Here is a 20162-nt window from a genome sequence, read left to right on the forward strand (position 1 = left end):
AACTAGCCAAGTAGCCAAGTAGCCAACTAGCCAACTCGCCAACTCGCCATTTCCTAGTGCTTATTTCGTATTCGTTACTTTTGTTATAGACATTTGTAGTGGATCGTTGATAATCAGTAATTATTATTGTTTGAAATGAATTAATCACTTTATATGCTTATTACCCTTCCAATTTCTGAACTCGTACCAGGAATGTTTGTTGACAGTGTTAGCAAGCAGTTTGAGGGGGTTGATAGTATAAAAATCAAAACTCGCGGCCTAGTTCGCGATAAATCGATCATCAAGCGCTTGGTATCAGAAGGAGTGCAAGAGCTGCTGATAGATTTTACGCAAAGTGACGTGAGTGTTCCTGCCAAATATCAGCTTAAACCTGAAGTCGCGACTGTGGCAGCCGACAAGCCTAAAAAATCAAAAATAAAAAAGGTTATTACAGTTGAGCAAGAGTTTGCCAAAGCGAGTGTGAGCTATGAGCAACATAATCGTAATTTACAAAGTTTATATGGCGATGTTACTTCAGGCTTAAAGATGAATATCGCATTGCTTGATGGCATTGCCAAAGATATCGTGGCATCGGTATTTCGTAATCATAATGCAATGACTATTTTAACTCGTATTAAAGATAAGCATATGTACAATTGGCGACATATGACTAACTGCGCCATTTTTGTCACTGTATTTGCCAAGTACTTAGGTTACAAAGAAAGTGTTGTACAAGAGCTGGCCATGGGGGCCTTGCTACATGACTTAGGCCAAGCTAAATTACCACAAGGGATTTTTTCTAAACCTGAGAAAGTAAATAAGCTTGAGATGCAGGCGATTAAAAAGCATGTAGCGCAAAGTTTAGGCTTGGTAAAAGGCGAAAAAGGCATTACCCCATTAATGCTTGATATGATAGTTAATCACCATGAGCGCTTAGATGGCAGTGGTTATCCTCGAGGTCTGCAGGGCGAAAAACTTAGTCGACCAGCGCGAATTATGGCGATAGTTGACGTTTATGATGCAATGACCGCAGATAGACCCCATCAAATTGGTGATGAACCGATCAACGCATTGCGCTATTTATTAGCTAATAAACACATGTTTGATGGTGAGTTAGTACAGCGGTTTATTAAGTGTTTAGGTGTGCATCCGGTCGGTACGATTGTTAAATTAACCAATGAACGATTGGCATTAGTAACTGAAGGTAATCATCAGAACCCCATTCAACCTAAAGTTAAAGTTTTCTATAATGCTAAGCATAGTCATCATATTACGGCAAAAGATGTTGATTTAACTTCACCAGATCATGACTTAAAGATTTTAGCGAGTATCAAACCATTAGATTATCAGCTTAATTTGGCTCGTTTGTTAAAAGAGCATCTGTTGGTTTAAGCGGTTTTTTGGTTATTGCTTTGTTACAGTGTTTTTTAGTTGATTGCTTAGCCGATAATAGCGCACCACTGAAGCAACTCACCATTAATAATAGCCACAATAAAGTCCCATTCTCTGAATGTAACGCACTGCAGCAGCACACTAGTGCGACTAAAGCACAAACAATAGCACCTAACCAATAATGGTTAACAGGGTTATCGCATTCACCATCTCTAGTGCAGGCACAAAAATTAGCTTTGCAAAAGCAATATACACTTACCCCACAAAAAGCCAACGCAGCAATAATTAATCCTATCTCCACCGCTTCATCTCCTTTGCTAGTCCTGTTTGGCAGTCTAATAGTGCTTATCAAACAAGTCAATCTAAATGATAATTAATTGCAAATGAGTTTTTCGCAGCAGCTTATCCGATGAGTTTTAAAAAACTGTTACTTTGCTGTTAAAAAATGGTTTTTATGGGGTTTTTTAACGCTTTGTTACAGTTTTTTATTTAAAAGTAAGGTACTGTGCAAAGGTTTTGAAGTAACTTACTCCTAATAATTAGAGACAACACATGGGAACCCAAGCATTTTGTTTGGTTAAGGAAACACAATGAAATTTACAAAAACTTTAATTGCAGCATCACTTGCTGTTATGTCTGCAGATACGTTTGCAGCGGCTTTCCAGCTTGCAGAGCAAAATGCCTCTGGCTTAGGGCGTGCATATGCTGGTGAAGCAGCAGTGGCTGATGATGCCTCTGTAGTTGCGCGTAATCCAGCTCTTATGTCTGTATTTAAAGAGCAGCAGCTAAGTATTGCAGGTATTGCTGTCATTCCAGATGTCAGCCTTCGTGGCACTGAAGCTAGTAATCAATCAGTTAACCCTGGTCAACTAAACGACAGCAGTATTGCGCCAGCCGCTTTTGTTCCTGCAGGTTATTTTGTAATGCCTATAGATGACAAGTTTGCTGTTGGTTTTGGTGCGTTTTCAAATTTTGGTTTATCAACTGAATTTGAAGCAGATTACCCTGCAGGCCAGCTTGCTGGTGAAACAGAGATTGTTACTGTAAATATGAACGTAAGTGGTTCATACAAAATCAATGAGCAATTTAGTGTTGGCCTTGGCTTAAACTATGTTTATGCAGATGCGAAAATCATTCGTAACTTTGGTGCCAATCCATTAGGTTTACCAGCACAAACTCAAGCAGTACATTTAGAAGGCGATGATACTGGCTTTGGTTGGAACTTAGGAGCTAGCTATCAGATTGATGAAAATAGTCGCTTTGGTTTTAACTATCGTAGCGAGACAGATATCACATTTGATGGCGAGTTTTCTAACCAATTACCTGCACAAATCGGTGGCCTAGCTGGCGTAAGTGTACCTGGAAGTGTTGAAATCACTCTCCCTGCGATTGCTGAGTTCTCTGGTACACACCAGTTAGATGAGAAAACAGGCTTACACTACAGTGTATTATGGACTGGTTGGGATAGTTTCCAAAAGCTAGAAGCTTATGTTCCAGGCAAAGATACACCTGTATTCTCTAAAGATGAGCACTTCTCAAACTCAATGCGTTACTCAATCGGTGGCGATTATCAGTTTAACGATGCTGTACTATTACGTGCTGGTATTGCTTATGATGAATCACCAGCCGATCAAAAACACCTGTCGATTTCTATCCCTGATACTGACCGTTTTTGGTACTCGTTTGGTGTTAACTACACCATGAGCGAACAAGCAAACCTAGATATTGGTATGAGTATTCTCCGTGGTAAAACACAAAACTTTACTGAATCTGATGGCTTAGGTCAGCAGTGGGGCTTTGAATCAAAAGGCCATGCATACTTATTTGGTGCGCAGTATAACTACACGTTTTAATTTGTAGGCGCGGGTTTATCCCGCGCAAATAAAAAGCCGCGTTATTTATTAACGCGGCTTTTTTTGTGTCTAGCTGTGCGGGGTTCCCCGCATCTAGTTACAAGCTTTCGATCTTGGCTTTTTGCTCAAGTAGTTTTGCTTTCGCATCTGAGAACTCTGCAAGTTTCTCATTTTCTTTAGCAAGGACTGCTTCAGGTGCATTGTTAACAAACTTTTCGTTTGCTAGTTTATTTTGCACTTGAGCTAGGCCTTTTTCGGCTTTTTCAAGCTGCTTAGCAATACGTGCAAGTTCGGCGTCAACATCGATTAGACCTGCCATTGGGATCATGATCTCAAGGTTACCAACATAAGATGTTGCACATGCAGGTGCGTCATCTTTGTTATCAAGCAGCGTAAATTCTTCAATTTTAGCAAGTGATGCTAAGAAAGATTTATTTTCTTCAATACGACGTACATCATCCGCAGATGCATTTGCTAGTAATACTGATAACGGCTTGCTTGGGCTAATATCCATTTCACCACGAATGTTACGAATGGCTAAAATGAATTGCTTAACCCACTCTAAATCATCCATTGCTTTTGCATCAACGTTAGCTTCATTGTAAACAGGGAAGGCTTGTACCATGATACTAGTGTTCGCTGTTTCAAGACCTGCCAGTGGCGCAACACGTTGCCAAATCGTTTCGGTAATGTATGGCATCATTGGGTGCATTAAGCGCAGTAGGCTTTCAAGCACAGTGATCAGTGTATGACGCGTACCACGTTGTTGTGCTTCATTGCCTTTGAATAATACAGGCTTTGTCAGCTCTAAGTACCAATCGCAAAATTGGTTCCAAGTGAACTCATAAAGCGTATTTGCTGCAAGGTCAAAACGGTAGTTATCTAAGTGCTCAGTATAGGTTTTAACAGTTGCTTCAAATTGGCCTAAGATCCAACGATCAGCAAGTGAATACTCTTTAACTGCATCATTTGTAAAGCCACAATCTTGCTCTTCGGTGTTCATTAGTACATAACGGCTGGCGTTCCACAACTTATTACAGAAGTTGCGGTAACCTTCAAGGCGGTTCATATCCCAGTTGATGTCACGACCAGTCGATGCCATTGCCGCTAAAGTAAAGCGCAGTGCATCTGTACCGTGGGCTTCAATGCCGTTATCAAAGGTTTTACGAGTATCTTTTTCGATTTTCTTAGCGACTTTTTCTTGCATCAGGTTACTGGTGCGTTTTGTTACTAAGCTTTCAAGGTCGATACCGTCAATCATATCGATTGGATCAAGTACGTTACCTTTAGATTTTGACATTTTATCGCCATTTTCATCGCGAATAAGACCCGTAACGTAAACCGTTTTAAAGGGCACTTGTGGCTTGCCGTTATCATCTTTGATGAAATGCATGGTCATCATGATCATGCGCGCTACCCAGAAGAAGATAATATCAAAACCAGTTACCAATACGTCAGACGGGTGGAAAGTTTTCAAATCATCTGTGTTCGCAGGCCAGCCTTGGGTTGAAAAAGTCCAAAGTGCTGATGAGAACCAGGTATCGAGTACATCTTCGTCTTGGCTAAGTGTTACGCTATCAGCAATGTTGTTTTCACGACGTACTTCTGCTTCATCACGGCCAACAAAAACGTTGCCTTCGCTGTCGTACCAAGCTGGAATGCGGTGACCCCACCACAGCTGGCGCGAAATACACCAATCTTGTACGTCGTTCATCCACGAGAAATACATGTTCTCGTATTGCTTAGGTACAAATTGAATATCGCCATTTTTTACTGCGTCTTTTGCAGGCTCAGCCAGTGGTGCAACACGTACATACCATTGGTCAGTAAGTAGCGGTTCAATAACCACACCTGAGCGGTCGCCGTAAGGTACGGTTAGAGCGTGATCTTCAATCTTTTCAAGTAAGCCTAACTGTTCAAATTCAGCCACAATTGCTTTACGTGCATCGAAGCGGTCAAGAGCATGCAGGCGCTCAGGAATTGGTGCATCAAACTCAAGCTCTTTACCATCAAAGGTGTACGTTTCGCCTTGACTTAGAATAGCGGCATCTTTATCGAAGATATTGATCAACGGCATTTGATGACGTTTACCAACTTCGTTATCGTTAAAGTCGTGTGCTGGCGTGATTTTTACACAACCAGTGCCTTTGTCTTTATCGGCATGTTCATCAGCAACAATTTTAATTCGACGATTAACAATCGGCAGTAAAATCTCTTTACCGATCAAGTCTTGATAGCGTTCGTCATCTGGGTTTACTGCAACGCCTGAGTCACCAAGCATGGTCTCTGGGCGAGTCGTTGCCACTACAATGTAGTTTTTACCGTCTTGGGTTGTAACACCATCAGCCAATGGGTAACGTAGGTGCCACATGTGGCCTTGTTTGTCTTTGTTTTCAACTTCAAGATCAGAGATAGCCGTGTGTAGCTTTGGATCCCAGTTTACTAGGCGCTTACCACGATAAATTAAATCTTCTTTGTGTAAGCGTACAAACACTTCTTTAACTGCTTCTGATAAGCCGTCATCCATAGTGAAACGTTCACGATCCCAGTCAACCGATGCGCCAAGGCGACGAAGTTGTTTTGTGATAGTCCCGCCAGATTGTTCTTTCCACTGCCAAATTTTGTCGATGAAAGCTTCACGGCCTAAGTCGTGGCGTGTTTTACCTTCTTCAGCAGAGAGTTTACGTTCAACCAGCATTTGCGTAGCAATACCTGCGTGGTCAGTACCTACTTGCCATAATGTGTTATTACCTTGCATACGTTTAAAACGCGTTAAGGTATCCATAATGGTGTCTTGGAAAGCGTGGCCCATGTGTAAGCTACCAGTGACATTGGGTGGCGGGATCATAATTGAATATGCATCGCCTTTACCTGATGGTTTGAAGTAGCCTTTTTGTTCCCAGTCTTGGTATAACGACTGTTCAATATCTTGCGGATTGTAGGTTTTATCCATTACACAGAACCTTAAATAAGTACTTAAATGAGTTAGTTAGCTATTTATACAAAAGGTATGTTAGCTATTAATATCTTGCGTGGTGATATTAGCACCGAGTTGGCGTAGCTTTTTAAAGCGCTCACGGGCAGCTTGTTTAGCAGTGGCTTCAACGGGCACAAAATCAAAAACTTGGTTAAACCGACGAATAAAGTCCGGCAATTGTGCAGCCAAGTTAATTAAAACTTTACGATTACCGACTGGCGGGGTAGTACCTATTTCAACGGGCGCACCACCTTTTGGACCTTCACCTTGGAGATTGTGAGGCACAAAACTGTCGGGGTCGAATGACCAAATAGTTTCATCAATGGCATGGGCAATTTCAAGATCATCAACGTAAATAAAGATACGATGACCAAGACGATACTGTTCAGCAGCAATATCAGCCGCTAAGCTAAAGTGATCATCAGCCTTGGCTAATGACTCATCTTGTTGCTTTAGAACGAAAAACTGGGCGTTCATGCTCATTGTATCGGGGCTTCCCACAGTATTGAAAATAATACTTAAATCAAAGCAGGGATTTTGCCATATAACGCGTTTTGCTTCAATTAATACGCTAATTTATACGTTAATAAGTGGGGAATAAATAAGGCGCTAAAAAGCGCCTTATTTAAATTTACAATGTATTGTTAAACGCGGGGTTTAATCTTGGCTGGTTTCGCTTACACCGGCACGGTTGAGTAAATATTGCGTAAGCATTGGCACCGGTCGACCTGTTGCGCCTTTGTTTTTACCACTGCGCCAAGCAGTGCCTGCGATATCTAAATGGGCCCAGTTATACTTTTTAGTAAACTTAGATAAGAAGCATGCTGCTGTTATCGTTCCCGCAGAGCGGCCGCCTAAGTTAGTAAAATCAGCAAATGGGCTTTCTAGTTGATCTTGATAATCATCCCACAGTGGCAACTGCCACGCACGGTCGCCACTTTGCTCAGATGCTTTTAACAAGTCATGTGCCAGTGGGTTGTGGTTAGATAATAACCCCGTTGCATGAGCGCCAAGGGCAACAATACAAGCGCCAGTTAAAGTAGCGACATCAATCACGGTTTCAGGTTCAAAGCGCTCAACATAAGTGAGTGCATCACATAATACTAAGCGGCCTTCAGCGTCGGTATTTAGTACTTCAACTGTTTGCCCTGACATAGTGGTCAAAATATCACCCGGACGATAAGCATTCGAGCTTGGCATGTTTTCACAACCTGCGAGTACACCAATTACGTTAATCGGTAATTGCATTTGCACCAAAGCACGCATTGCGCCAATAACACCGGCTGCACCGCCCATGTCGTATTTCATTTCATCCATGGCTTCGCCTGGTTTGAGTGAAATACCACCTGAGTCAAAGGTTAAACCTTTACCAACTAGCACGATTGGGGCTTGATCTTTCGCGCCGCCTTGGTAGTTAATTACCGACATAATAGATTCGTTATCACTACCACGACCAACTGCTAAGTATGAATTCATACCTAACTCTGCCATTTTATCTTCGCCAATTATATCAACTGTAACGTTGTCAAAGTTAGCTGCAAGTTCTTGCGCTTGTTCACCTAAATATGCAGGATTACAGATGTTTGGCGGCATGTTCGCTACGTCTTTACATAACTTACTACCTGCAGCGATCGCTAGACCATGTTCAATGGCGCTTTCACCAATGGTAAGTTCGCGGCGAGTTGGCACGTTAAACACAATTTTACGCAGCGGGCGACGCGGGTCACTTTTTTTGCTTTTTAATTGGTTAAATGTGTACAAGCAGTCTTGGGTGGTTTCGACCGCTTGGCGGACTTTCCAGTAGGTGTCGCGACTTTTAACATGTTGCTCAGTTAAAAAGCATACCGCTTCCATCGACCCAGTTTCATTTAGGGTATTGATAGTTTTTGAAATAATTTGTTTGTATTGTTTGTCGTCTAGCTCGCGCTCTTTACCACAGCCGACCAATAGTATGCGTTCACTTAACACATTGGGTACATGATGCAATAACAGCACTTGTCCCGGCTTGCCTTCAAGGTCGCCGCGACGCAATAAATTAGAGATATAACCATCACTGATTTTATCGAGTTGTTCACCAATGGGGGATAAACGACGTGGCTCATAAACGCCAACTACAATACATGCGCTACGTTGCTTTTCAGGACTACCACTTTTTACGCTAAATTCCATTGTCACTCCTAATTTTGAGTCATTTAACCCTTAAATAAGGGTAATAAAATAAAAATCCAGATACTAGCTTAATATTAGCTTATAAACGCTGACTCATTATGTGTATTTGAACTTTATACTTTTGTAGCCATCAATACCACTAATGCGACAATATATCGAGTTGCTAGGTATGATATTTAATGTTGATGACATATAATAAAACCTTAAGTTTACTCAAATTTTCTTACTCTTGAAGTAAAACATCATGTTTAACAGGGGCGATCATTGCTAATTTTCCGTTATTTGACCACTGAAGTTTTAAAGTCTCAGGTCGCCGTATTTTTAACTTTGATGACAATTTTTTTGTCGCAAAAGTTTGTTGTTATTCTAAGCGACGCCTCTGAAGGCGGTATTCCTGCTAAGTTAGTACTGTCGATGATTGCACTAAAGTTACCGCAATTGGCATCATTAATACTACCGCTAAGTATCTTTTTAGGGATTATTCTCGCCTACAGTCGCATTTATGCCGACAGTGAAATGACTGTTCTCAAAGCCTGTGGCGTTAGTGAATGGTACGTAGTGCGTGTAACCTTAGTTTCTAGTGTGGTACTAGCGCTATTGGCGGGAGTACTGACTTTATATATAGCCCCATGGGCGAGTGAACAAGAATATCAATTGAAAGAACAAGCCAAAGCGGATGCCGGGTTATCAGCGCTGCGTGCTGGGCGCTTTCAACAAACAGGGAACGAAAAAGCGGTGGTGTTTATTCACAATATCGAAAACGGCGGCAAAGAATTACACAAAGTATTTGTAGCACAACTACCCGATAGTGAAAAAGACAATCTCGCACGGTTAGTATATGCGCAGCGGGGTGTGGTGGTCGAGCAAGAAAGCGGTGAGCAGCAATTGGTGCTCAGTGACGGTAAGCGTTACGAAACTGACGGCGAAACGCCAGCGCTCAATTTAACCGAATTTGATGGCTATAGTGTACAAATCCGTGAGCAAGAGATAGAACATCAACGCCGCAAACTTGAAGCTGTGCCGACCATTGATTTGTTTGCGATGAAAACGACTGATGCGATTGCTCAGTGGCAGTGGCGTCTTGCTATTCCGCTTTCTATTCCGCTACTTACTTTATTAGCAGTACCGCTGAGTGTCGTTAATCCGCGCCAAGGTAAGTTTGCCAAGTTAGTACCTGCCATAAGCTTGTATTTAGGTTATTTCATCTTATTGAATGCAGCAAAATTTGCAGTTGAGGATGGTAAAATTCCGCCTTCAATTGGCCTATGGTGGATCCACTTTACGGCGTTATTTATCGGCGGCTTTTTGATCATTAAAGGGCGGCCACTCGGTGCTTGGCTAAAAGCTGTGTTGACTAAGCGGGAGTATGGCGCATGATGAAAATGCTTGATTGGTACTTAGGCCGTAGCATCTTGCAAACCACTGGTTTTGCTTTGATGGTCTTGGTGGGGATCAGTACCCTGATTAAATTTATTGAGCAGCTTAAATCAGTCGGTCGCGGTAGCTATGATATTGCAACTGCATTGTTATATACATTATATAGCATGCCTGGCGATCTTGTGGTGTTCTTCCCAATGGCCGCTTTAATTGGTGGCTTAACAGGTCTTGGAGCACTTGCGTCAAATAGTGAACTGGTGGTTATGCAAGCTGCTGGTATGTCGCGTTTGCAAATTATTGTCTCAGTGATGAAAACTGCAATATTTATGGCGCTTTGTATGATGGTATTAGGCGAGTGGGGCGCACCGGCCGCACAGCTCAAAGCGAAAGAAATGCGTAATCAAGCTATACACGGTGGCGATGTATTTAACGCTCAGCAAGGTGTATGGGCTAAAGATGGTAATAACTTTATTAATATAGAAGATGTTGACCAAAACGGCGTATTACACGGTGTGAACATGTATCATTTTGATAAATCACTACAACTTACACAAATTACTAAAGCTCGCGAAGCAGTAGGCCGTAAAGATGGTTGGTTACTTCGTGATGTAAGTAAACTGCAACTCAGTGAAGAGTTGATCAGTACACATCAACAAGATGAAGAGTTTTACGAATCACAACTTACAGCTGAAAAGCTGGGTGTAGTATCGGTAAAACCAGAGGCGCTTTCTTTCACAGGACTTTGGTCGTATTTAGGTTATTTAAAACAAAATGAGCAAGATACCAGCACCTATGAGCTGGCTTTATGGCGTAAAATTATGCAGCCAGTATCGATAGCGGTGATGTTATTAGTGGCGCTGTCGTTTATATTTGGCCCACTGCGTACAGTGACGATGGGCGCGCGGATTGTAATGGGCGTAGTAACCGGTATTGCATTTCACCTAACCAATGAAATATTTGGTCCTGTGGTGATGGTGTATCAAATCCCTGCGATAATCGGGGCGACTTTACCAAGCATAATATTTATAGGTTTTGCGACTTACTTGCTTAATAAGCGAAATTGATAATGGGGAGCTAGCAGCCTAGCTCCTTATTGCTAATCTAAAGAACGATAAATTCGTTTGTTTTCTTCTTTTGTTAGCGCAACAACCTCGGTTTTAGACAGGTAATCTTGCAGCGCTCGTTTGTTTTTAAAATCAACTAATACCACTAAATTACCCAAGCCAAGTAATGCGGTTACGCTACGAATAACGGCTTGTGACCAACTAATTAGCTTACCATCGCGAGTTTGTACTTTTAAACGCCATGCGCGCATACCAATCGTTTGGCCACTCTTAGTCCAAAAATAGCCAAAAAACACTAACGCTACAACGACTAAAAGTGTACTGCGAAGACCTGATAACAATAGTGAATTTTGAATTAGCGCAGACACATCCTCAGCACCATTTAAACTAATAACCTCAAGTGAAATAAGCCCTTGTACGGCAAACAAATACAAAACAACGCTTAGCATAGCAAATGCAATAATAGCTAACGTATCGTAAACTAACGACGCAAAGCGACGCCAAAAGCTCGCACGCGGAAATTCAGCAGACATAAATAAACTCACAAAGTTAATATGTGCGCTAGTTTAGCAAATAGCGAGACAAATACTAGCTAGTCGCTTTTATGAGTGAATGTTAATGGTTGCTCAATTGTTAAGCGGTTGATCGTGGTTTTGTAAAAAACGCTTGCTGCTCCTCTTATTGTTTGTATAATGCATGGCATAGAGACAAAGACAGCTTGATAAGTCCTAGCTCTAAAGTGGTTTTTCTTTATCTTCTCATGTTAGAAGGTTAAAGAAAAATGATGCCAGCGTGATGAAATTGGTATACATGGGGGATTCAAAATCCCCTGCCGCAAGGCGTGCCGGTTCAAGTCCGGCCGCTGGTACCACTTTTGATAGCCCTTGCTTTTTAGCAAGGGTTTTTTTATGCCTATAGAAAAGTGAAATGCGGACTCGAGCGCCACCCGGAGTGGCGCTGTTACGAGTTAAAGCCCGCCTGCTGGGTGAGAGTAAACCGAAACGTAGTTTCGCAGTTGCTCGAAGTGAGTTCATGGATGAACGATGGATGCAGCTTCATGGATGAATTATGGTTTCAAGTTTAAAAGTGAAATGCGGACTCGAGCGCCACTCAAACCAATATTTGACGATGAACCATAGCTTTTTTAGCCAATCCGTATCGTTTTAACTTTCCCTCATGCTGATTAAAAAACTTATCAACAATAGTCTATTGGTAAATAAATACAGATTACCTATTGTGGGTATAGTAGAATGCGCGCCCTAAATATATTTTTACTTTATTACTTACCCTTACTCAAAGTTCGTACATTGAGGCATTTTAAAGGAAAAAAAATGACGACTAATCGCTTATTTATCTTTAAGCATATTTTTATTTTGTGCATTCTGTTTACATTATCTGCTTGTGGCGGTGGCTCTGGTAGTGCAGAAAAATCTGACACAGGAACTAATTCAAACCTAGATATAACAGCGCCTGTTATTACTTTAAACGGTTCGCAAGCTATTACGCTCAATATAGGCAATAGCTACCAAGAGTTAGGTGCATCTGCTTCAGACGATAAAGACGGTAGCGTAAGTGTTAGCGTGTCAGGCTCTTTGAACCTTAATCAAGCTGGTGTATATACGTTTACATACACTGCTACTGACAGCGCGGGAAACTCTTCAAGTGTAATTAGAACAATTACAGTGGTTGCACCCGACGATACACAAGCGCCAACTATAACGTTGAATGGTGAAAAGTCTATTTCTCTTGAGCTGGGCGAATCATACCAAGAACTAGGGGCGCAAGCACAAGACAATGTGGATGGAACAGTCAGTGTCGCTATTTCAGGCTCTGTGGACGAAAGTACGCACGGCGACTACACAATTACATATACTGCAGTCGATTCCGCTGGTAATACGGGTTCAATTACCCGAAAAGTGACAGTACTTGAGGCTAAAGACACCTCGCCACCGCTGCTTACTCTCATTGGTAAAGAGTATATTAAGCTATTTTTAAATGAAGAGTACTCAGAGCAAGGGGCGTCGGCACTTGATGACTTTGATGGTGCAATCAGTGCAACAGTATTTGGTGAAGTGGACGTTAAGAACACAGGTGTATACATAGTTACCTATACTGCAACAGATAAAGCAGGAAACACGGCAAGTATTGAGCGCACTGTTGAGGTGGTTATACCTCGTGAATTTATCACAACCTGGAAAACGGATAATACACAACTGTTCTCAACAGATGCTAATACAATTAAAATTGCAACGAAAGGTGAAGGTTATAACTTCCAGATAGAGTGGGGCGATGGCACTATCGACCGCAATGTTGTTAATACAATTACCCACACATACGACACCAGCGGAACCTATACTATTAAAATAAGTGGTGACTTCCCACGTTTTTACTTTGATGAAACGCAAGCTGATTGGAACAAATTATTAACCATAGAGCAGTGGGGTGATATTCGTTGGTCATCAATGGAGCGTGCATTTATAAACTGCTCTAACCTTGTTATTAATGCCTTAGATACACCTGACTTATCAAACGTCACGAATCTCTCTTACATGTTTTCGTATGCGCAATCGTTCAATCAAGACATAAACGATTGGGATGTTTCTACTATTACTGATATGACCGGTATGTTTCAAGGTGCTATTTTATTTGATCAAGCTCTTGAAAGCTGGGATGTGTCTCGTGTCGTAAGAATGGGGCATATGTTTGATGGTGCAACGAACTTTAATCAAGATATTAGCAATTGGGATACAGCGAGCTTAAAAGACATGATACGCATGTTTAATAATGCCAGTCAATTCAACCAACCAATAGGCAGATGGACAGTTGGCGGTGTTTATAGGATGACAGGACTATTTGCTAATGCAGTGTCATTTAATCAAGACTTAGGTGATTGGAAAGTTGGGTTTGTATTTTATATGGGCAATATGTTTGATGGTGCATCAGCATTTAATCAAGACATTGGCCGCTGGAATGTGTCCGACGTTGCCTATATGAACAGTATGTTTCGCAATGCGGTTTCATTTGATCAGAACTTAAGTGATTGGGATATTTCTAACCTCAGTGATATGCGTAGCATGTTTGAAGGGATTGCATTGTCGGTTGAAAACTACGATGCTCTACTCAATGGCTGGAGTAAGTTATCGACTCCACCGCTAAAAATTGGTTTTCATGCTGGTAATAGCCAGTATTCTGAAGCTGGAAAAACTGGACGCGATATTCTCACTAACATACATGAATGGAATATTGCTGATGGCGGATTAGTACAATAGCATTTAACCAGTAAGCTGTGTTGTTCTATGTTTAGAGCATCGCAGCATTTACTTGCATCACAGAAGTGCATGGTTAATAAGCTCTATATTATATAAGTGTAAATTTATCTAGTGTTTATGAGTTACGGTAATAAGCCTTTTAAAAACGCGATACATGATAAGTTGAGCCATAAAACAAGTTGGCAGAGAACTTAACTTATTGATTAAAAATCTAGGTAATGCATACAAGGACAGTCGTAAAGCAAATTCACACTGTTCTTCAGCGCACTTATCAAATAGAAGCAAGTTGCTCAGTATTAAATCAACAGATACTTTAAATATAGTTTTAGTCGTGCGGACTTGTTTACCTTCAGCTTTAGTTAAAACGTGAGCCAAGAAAACCTAAACAGGTGAGAGCTAAGCGACGTTCAAAGTTACTATACGCCGCTTAATTTAATCTAGTAGAGCAAACTATGTTCTATTTAGTCAATTAGAGTCACTTTGCATTGGTAGGTATTATCACCCACTGAAAAACTGCCTTTGCCATTCCATTGATTATCAACGCCAAAGCTTGCCGTAAAAGGTGACTGGTAACTACCAATTGCAGGTGGTGGAAAAGACACCACTGCTTGACCTGTTAGCGCGCCAACTTTAGTTACATCATTATAGCCAGTTGCATGCATATGGCCTGATGCGCTAGCGGTGAAATGAGGTGAATGCTGCGTTCCTTCTTGGATGCTGCCATTCGCTCGACCATTTAATGAACCTGTTTTTGGATCTACAGCAAACTGAATTTCCATAGAGCCACCACCAACAACACCAGATTGAAATTGTAATTTAACGAGATATAAGCTTTCATCAGACATTTTCTTGTTCCTTTTGTAGATTGCATTCGCACTGTTATATGGTTACTCAGTAACCGAGTGAAATTGTAGAATGACCACCACAAAAGACATATTACAGCGTATTACATGAAGTTGAGTTTGAGGGCGTACAGGTTTTTTTATCGTTGTTTTTTAGAATAGGGGCTGCTTTTACAAAGTATTCGCTGATTAAACTAAATGTTCTTTTTAGTATTTCTTTTCGAAGCTAGCTACACTGGCAATAGTATTGTTGCGACTGCACCTTGGTGTTTTTCTTTATTCGCTAAGCTCAAACTACCATGATGCTGCTCTATCACGTTGCGACAAAAGCTTAGACCAATCCCTTGACCTTGTTGTTTAGTGGTGTAAAACGGCACGAATATGTTATCGGGGTTGGCAAGGCCTTGGCCGTTATCATCAATGGTGATGCAGCTTACTTTTCCTTGCTTATGCACACCTAATGTTATTTTAACGGGCGGGGTGCTTGCTTCGATGGCATTTTTTATTAGATTGATCATGACTTGATGAATAAACGTGCGGTCGGCCTTAAAAGTTGCGGCGTCTGTTACGCAGCTAAATGCAACGTCAGGGTATATTGCGCACACTTGTTTTAAAAATGTGTCGGTGTCTATTGCTACTATATTAAGTGCCAGTGGTTTATTTATATCGCCATAGCGCGTGACAAATTCATTAAGATAATTACAGCGCTCACTTATAACATTAAGTGCTTGTATTTGTCGTGGCTCGGTGAGCTTCACGGCGAGATTTTCAGCCATTGCAGTAACTGGTGTGAGTGAGTTGCGAATTTCGTGACCGAGTACGCGAATAATTTGCTGCCATGCTTGCAGTTGGCTTTCGCGAAGGGCTGAGGTGATGTCGATCATAACAATAAGTTGATGACAGCTGCCTTGCTCTATAAATTCACTGTGGCGTATTTGCCATTGCTGGGCTGTAATAACATCGCTAAATTGCCAATGTGCGTCTTGCTTTGTAAGCCCTAATTGTTCAGCGCTTGCATAGCGTAAGGTTTGCCATTGAGTCTGTTTAAATTCGCTAAACGCATTATTGGCATAACTGAGCTTATTATGTTGATCGAGCACCATGATCGGCACATTAAAATGCTCAATTAATTGGTACACCAAAAAAACATGCTGATCGTATCGCGACTTCTTTTTAAATAACTCTTCACTTAACTCAATCAAGCTTTGTTGTAATTGGTGAATACTCCCCGCCTGATAGCTGGGCTTAACGAGCTGGTTATAATCTTCGTTTAAAATGGCATCTAGGTGGGCGTAATTGCGGTTAAAGCTGTTGATCACTTTTTTATAGGTACGAATAAACAGCTTAAGATAAATAGCTAAAAATAGGATTGAGATAACGGCAGAAGTAACAACAGATAAAGCAAAATATTGGCCAATAAAATAGCACCCCAACGCTGCTAAAGTGCTACTAAAAAATGCAAAGCCAATTAAACTGCGTTCCAGCGATGAGTGATAAAGACAACTAAGTGTCATACTGCTTTTCATACGGTAATCCCGTATTTTTCAAGGCGACGATACATAGAAGATTTACCTAAACCTAATAATTTAGCGGCGTTAGGAATATGGCCTTGGGTCTGCTTGAGGGCTAAATCAATTAATTGGCGCTCTGCGTGCTCTAGTGTCATTAGTGGTAATGTGTTATTGATTTGACTGCTGTGCAGGTTTAAGTCATCGGCGGTCAATGTGTCGGTTGTTGCTAACAATATTGCCCGTTCAATCACATGGCTTAGCTCGCGTACATTGCCCGGCCAAGTATAGTGGTTTAATTCCTGTTTAGCGCATTCACTCAATGTAAGTATGGTGCTTGAGTATTTTTTAGCATGTAAATTTATAAAGTGCTCGCACAAAGGCACTATATCTTCAATGCGTTCGCGTAGTGGCGGTATTACAAACTCCAAAGTGTTTATCCGATAGTATAAATCTTCTCTAAACTGGCCTTGTTTTATCAGTGTGGCAATATCGCCATTGGTGGCACTGATCAAGCGTACATTGGTTTTTTTAGTGTGACTCGCGCCAACCATCTCAAACTCTTGGCTTTCGAGTACCCGTAATAATTTTGCTTGTTGTGGTAGTGGTATATTGGCTATTTCGTCTAAAAATAAACTGCCGTTATCGGCCAGTTCAAAGCGGCCAATGCGCTCATTTTTAGCATCAGTAAACGCGCCTTTTTTATGACCAAACATTTCGCTTTCAAATAACGATTCAACAATAGCCCCCATATTCACTGCAATAAACGGTTGTGTATGGCGCGTTGACTGCTGATGAAGCCATTGTGCTAATTGGCTCTTACCCGTACCATTTTCACCGGTTAGTAAAATGTTGGCATCGGTTTTAGCTACCTTAGCTAACTGACTTATCAGTTGTTGCATAGCGTGTGACTGATACACAAATGCAGGCGAGGCATGATCGTTAAGCTGTTGCAGCAACTTTTGATTTTGTTTGTTTAACTTTTTAAGTGTGAGTTGCTGATCGAGCAATTTTAATAAGCGCTGGTTTTGCCATGGCTTTTCAATAAAGTCACACGCACCGTGTTGCATAGCGCGAACCGCTAGATCTACGCTCGACCACGCAGTCATTGCGATGACAGTGATATCTAACTGTTGTTTATGTAAGTGCTGTAAAAACGCCAAACCTTCGTCACCTGATGTGGTGTCGCGGGTAAAATTCATATCGAGCAAAATAAGGTCAATCGCTTGGCTATCTTTAACTACTGCTTGCGCGCTAAAAGGTGAGTCGCATTCGAGCACTTGGTAGCCGTTATCTTCTAAAATAAAGCGCGCGCTTAGGCGGATTTCGGGGCTATCTTCAATGATCAAAATAGTGGCAGGCATAAACTTCCAAATAGGTGAATAAGCACAGGTTGATTGTAGCGTATAGCGATTTCTATGCCAGTAATTTTATTTTTGTATTTCAGCTTGTTAGCTATTTAAAGGTGATTTCAGTAGGTGTTCCAGTCCGATTACGGACTGCTTGCGTCCGATTTTGGGTTAGCGTGTCTGTCGAAGTGAAAGCCTTTAACTAGGGCCAGTCTCAAATTGATACTGAGGAGTCCGGTATCGCCGCTCAATAAGAATTTTTAAATAGTACATACTTGTAATTGTTTGTATTTATTGATTTTTAATGTTGGCACGTGTTTCGCTATAGCTTAGATATACAAAGCATAATGCGGTGCAATATGGACATAGTAAAAACAAAAGTAGTCAAGCAGTTATCGCTTTGGCATAAGCTAATTTTATTACTGGCTGTTATTTTAATTGTGGCAGTGATTTATCAGCGCAGCAGTCAAGTAGGTGTGTCAGTATCGCGCAGTAATATTATTATTAGTGATGTACGCCAAGGCGCGCTTGCGATTACGGTTACAGGTTATGGTGAACTTAAATCTGCGCAGCAGCAATTGCTTACGGCAAAAACGTTGGCCACTGTGCAGGCTATTTTATTAAAACCAGGCGCAATAGTGACCAGTGACTCAGTGATTGTGCAGTTAGCCAATCCAGCGCTTGAGCAACAGCTCGAAAATGCGCAGCAAGAACTTAATAAACTCAATGCTAACTTACGCCAGTTAAGATTAAACAATACTCGCGAGTTATTAAACGAGCGCTCTCATGTGGCACAAAGCCATGCCGCTTACGAAAATGCCAAACTAAAATTAAAAGCTGAAACCAGTTTGGTTGAACGGGGCATAGTCTCAACGCTTAATTATCAGCGTAGCGTGTTAGACGAGCAACAACTTCGCCAGCAATTAGCAATAGCTAAGCAACGTTCAGAGCAACTAAAAGCCGTACACATAGAATCTGAAAACATTCAGCTTGAGCAAATTAAACAGCAACAAGGGTTAGTAGTTATGGCACAAACACAATTGGCCAATCTATCTGTAGTAGCGGGAATGGATGGGGTATTACAGCGTTTACCGATTGAGCTTGGGCAAAGCGTAAATGCAGGGCAAGAAATTGCGCTTATCGGCTCGGTTGATTCATTAATTGCAATTATTCAAGTACCACAAAATCAAGTAGATGATATTCGGTTAGGGCAGCTCGCAGAAGTAGATACACGCCGCGGTGTTGTTATGGCAAAGGTGTCACGCATCAGCCCTGTGGTGAGTAATAATACAGTAGAGGTAGAGTTATCGTTGCCTAAAGAGCTCCCTGAAAATGTTCGGCCGCAATTAACCGTCGATGCCAATATTAAGGTCGCACAGCTAAAAGATGTTACTTATATCGAGCGCCCAGCAAACGTAAAACCGCACAGTGTAAGAGATCTGTATCAGGTAAACTCACAGCAGCAAAGCGCACACTTGGTTGATATCAAATTTGGTCGCGAGGCTGGGCGCTTTATCGAAATACTAAGCGGCGCACAGTTAGATCAGCAATTAATTATTTCAGATTTAACCAACCTTACTCGCAGCAATAGCGAAATTCTAATTAACTAATGAACAGGACAAAAATAATGACAGAGCAAAAAATAACGAACACCCAAGCCGATGTCGTATTAGCAATGAAAGGAATTAGTAAGGTATTTGAAACCCAAGAGTTACAAACCTATGCACTGCGTAGTATTGATTTGTGTATTTATCGCGGTGAATACTTGTCGATATCGGGGCCATCTGGCTGTGGTAAATCAACATTACTTTCATTATTGGGTTTACTTGATATGCCAACCAGCGGTGAATATTTAATTGACGGTAAAGACGTCTCTGCACTTTCGCTAAATCAGGCTGCTGAAATTCGCAATGCAAAAATAGGATTTATTTTTCAATCATTTAATTTAATTGATGAGTTAAGTGTGTTCGACAACGTGGCATTACCACTGCGTTATCACCACTGTAAACCAAACAAGCAAATGATTGCTGAAAAAGTAAAAGCGTGCCTTGAAAAAGTAGGGCTTGGGCATCGTATGAGTCATAAACCTAACCAATTATCAGGAGGACAGCAACAACGCGTGGCGATAGCCCGAGCGCTGGTGACTGAACCGGCAATATTATTAGTTGATGAGCCAACGGGTAATTTAGACTCAAAATCGGGAGATCAAGTTATGCACGTATTAAGTGAGCTACATGCAGCCGGCACCACTATTTGCATGGTGACACATGACCCGCGTTACTGTGATATGGCTACAAGGCAACTAAAGCTATTGGATGGTGAGATGCTAGGGGCTGTGGGTATAAAAGATCAGCTAAGTGCTTAAATAACCTGTTTAGTGAGA

At 41.4% G+C, this 20162-nt stretch carries 15 protein-coding genes and 1 tRNA gene; 8 read left to right on the top strand and 8 right to left on the bottom strand.

Annotated features, from left to right (window positions below):
* Nucleotides 1–153 precede the first annotated feature (153 nt).
* Nucleotides 154–1371 (top strand): HD-GYP domain-containing protein, encoded by a 1218-nt coding sequence (locus H5183_RS19925; protein ID WP_145234975.1) that lies wholly within the window; start codon nt 154–156, stop codon nt 1369–1371.
* On the opposite strand, the gene H5183_RS21865 is transcribed toward H5183_RS19925, so the two are convergent.
* On the bottom strand, nt 1331–1672 hold the full coding sequence (locus H5183_RS21865; RefSeq protein ID WP_145234977.1) for a hypothetical protein: 342 nt from the start codon (nt 1670–1672) through the stop codon (nt 1331–1333). The two genes, H5183_RS19925 and H5183_RS21865, sit on opposite strands and share 41 nt — an antisense overlap.
* 289 nt (nt 1673–1961) lie before the next feature.
* Here H5183_RS21865 and H5183_RS19930 point away from each other — a divergent pair, with 289 nt between their 5' ends.
* Nucleotides 1962–3224: an outer membrane protein transport protein gene (locus H5183_RS19930; RefSeq protein WP_145234979.1), complete on the top strand. Its 1263-nt coding sequence runs from the start codon at nt 1962–1964 to the stop codon at nt 3222–3224.
* 97 nt (nt 3225–3321) lie between these two features.
* Here H5183_RS19930 and H5183_RS19935 read toward each other — a convergent pair whose 3' ends face one another.
* The 3 genes from H5183_RS19935 to pepA form a co-directional block, all read right to left on the bottom strand.
* A complete protein-coding gene (locus tag H5183_RS19935; protein WP_182732527.1) occupies nt 3322–6177 on the bottom strand; it encodes a valine--tRNA ligase in 2856 nt (951 codons plus the stop codon).
* Between the two features lie 60 nt (nt 6178–6237).
* Nucleotides 6238–6684 carry a DNA polymerase III subunit chi gene (locus H5183_RS19940; RefSeq protein WP_145234983.1) on the bottom strand — a complete coding sequence of 149 codons (447 nt, stop codon included), beginning with the start codon at nt 6682–6684 and terminating at the stop codon, nt 6238–6240.
* A 174-nt stretch (nt 6685–6858) separates the two neighbouring features.
* Nucleotides 6859–8370 (bottom strand): leucyl aminopeptidase, encoded by a 1512-nt coding sequence (gene pepA / locus H5183_RS19945; RefSeq protein WP_145234985.1) that lies wholly within the window; start codon nt 8368–8370, stop codon nt 6859–6861.
* 264 nt (nt 8371–8634) lie between these two features.
* Between pepA and lptF the strand changes: the two genes are divergently transcribed.
* Nucleotides 8635–9747 (top strand): LPS export ABC transporter permease LptF, encoded by a 1113-nt coding sequence (gene lptF, locus H5183_RS19950; RefSeq protein ID WP_182732528.1) that lies wholly within the window; start codon nt 8635–8637, stop codon nt 9745–9747.
* Entirely contained in the window at nt 9744–10811 is a 1068-nt protein-coding gene (gene lptG / locus H5183_RS19955) for an LPS export ABC transporter permease LptG (RefSeq protein ID WP_182732529.1), read from the top strand. The genes lptF and lptG overlap by 4 nt, the downstream gene beginning before the upstream one ends.
* Nucleotides 10812–10843: 32 nt before the next feature.
* On the opposite strand, the gene H5183_RS19960 is transcribed toward lptG, so the two are convergent.
* Nucleotides 10844–11344: an RDD family protein gene (locus tag H5183_RS19960; protein ID WP_145234991.1), complete on the bottom strand. Its 501-nt coding sequence runs from the start codon at nt 11342–11344 to the stop codon at nt 10844–10846.
* Between the two features lie 253 nt (nt 11345–11597).
* On the opposite strand from H5183_RS19960, the gene H5183_RS19965 reads away from it, so the two are divergent.
* Nucleotides 11598–11682: transfer RNA gene (locus tag H5183_RS19965), tRNA-Leu, on the top strand.
* A gap of 460 nt (nt 11683–12142) precedes the next feature.
* Nucleotides 12143–14080 carry a BspA family leucine-rich repeat surface protein gene (locus tag H5183_RS19970; protein WP_182732530.1) on the top strand — a complete coding sequence of 646 codons (1938 nt, stop codon included), beginning with the start codon at nt 12143–12145 and terminating at the stop codon, nt 14078–14080.
* 461 nt (nt 14081–14541) lie between these two features.
* Here H5183_RS19970 and H5183_RS19975 read toward each other — a convergent pair whose 3' ends face one another.
* The 3 genes from H5183_RS19975 to H5183_RS19985 form a co-directional block, all read right to left on the bottom strand.
* Complete coding sequence (locus H5183_RS19975; protein WP_145234995.1) at nt 14542–14925, bottom strand: DUF1842 domain-containing protein; 384 nt, start codon at nt 14923–14925, stop codon at nt 14542–14544.
* 227 nt (nt 14926–15152) lie between these two features.
* Nucleotides 15153–16448, bottom strand: coding sequence for a PAS domain-containing sensor histidine kinase (locus H5183_RS19980; protein ID WP_259397442.1), 1296 nt, complete (start codon nt 16446–16448; stop codon nt 15153–15155).
* Complete coding sequence (locus H5183_RS19985) at nt 16445–17794, bottom strand: sigma-54 dependent transcriptional regulator (protein ID WP_182732531.1); 1350 nt, start codon at nt 17792–17794, stop codon at nt 16445–16447. Before H5183_RS19985 ends, H5183_RS19980 begins: the two co-directional genes overlap by 4 nt.
* Nucleotides 17795–18138: 344 nt before the next feature.
* Between H5183_RS19985 and H5183_RS19990 the strand changes: the two genes are divergently transcribed.
* Together H5183_RS19990 and H5183_RS19995 are read left to right on the top strand one after the other, a co-directional pair.
* Nucleotides 18139–19389 (top strand): HlyD family secretion protein, encoded by a 1251-nt coding sequence (locus tag H5183_RS19990; protein ID WP_182732532.1) that lies wholly within the window; start codon nt 18139–18141, stop codon nt 19387–19389.
* A 17-nt stretch (nt 19390–19406) separates the two neighbouring features.
* Nucleotides 19407–20144 carry an ABC transporter ATP-binding protein gene (locus tag H5183_RS19995; protein ID WP_182732533.1) on the top strand — a complete coding sequence of 246 codons (738 nt, stop codon included), beginning with the start codon at nt 19407–19409 and terminating at the stop codon, nt 20142–20144.
* Nucleotides 20145–20162 lie beyond the last annotated feature (18 nt).

The sequence above is a fragment of the Pseudoalteromonas sp. SR44-8 genome (assembly GCF_014163635.1).
Taxonomy (GTDB): Bacteria; Pseudomonadota; Gammaproteobacteria; order Enterobacterales; family Alteromonadaceae; genus Pseudoalteromonas; species Pseudoalteromonas rhizosphaerae.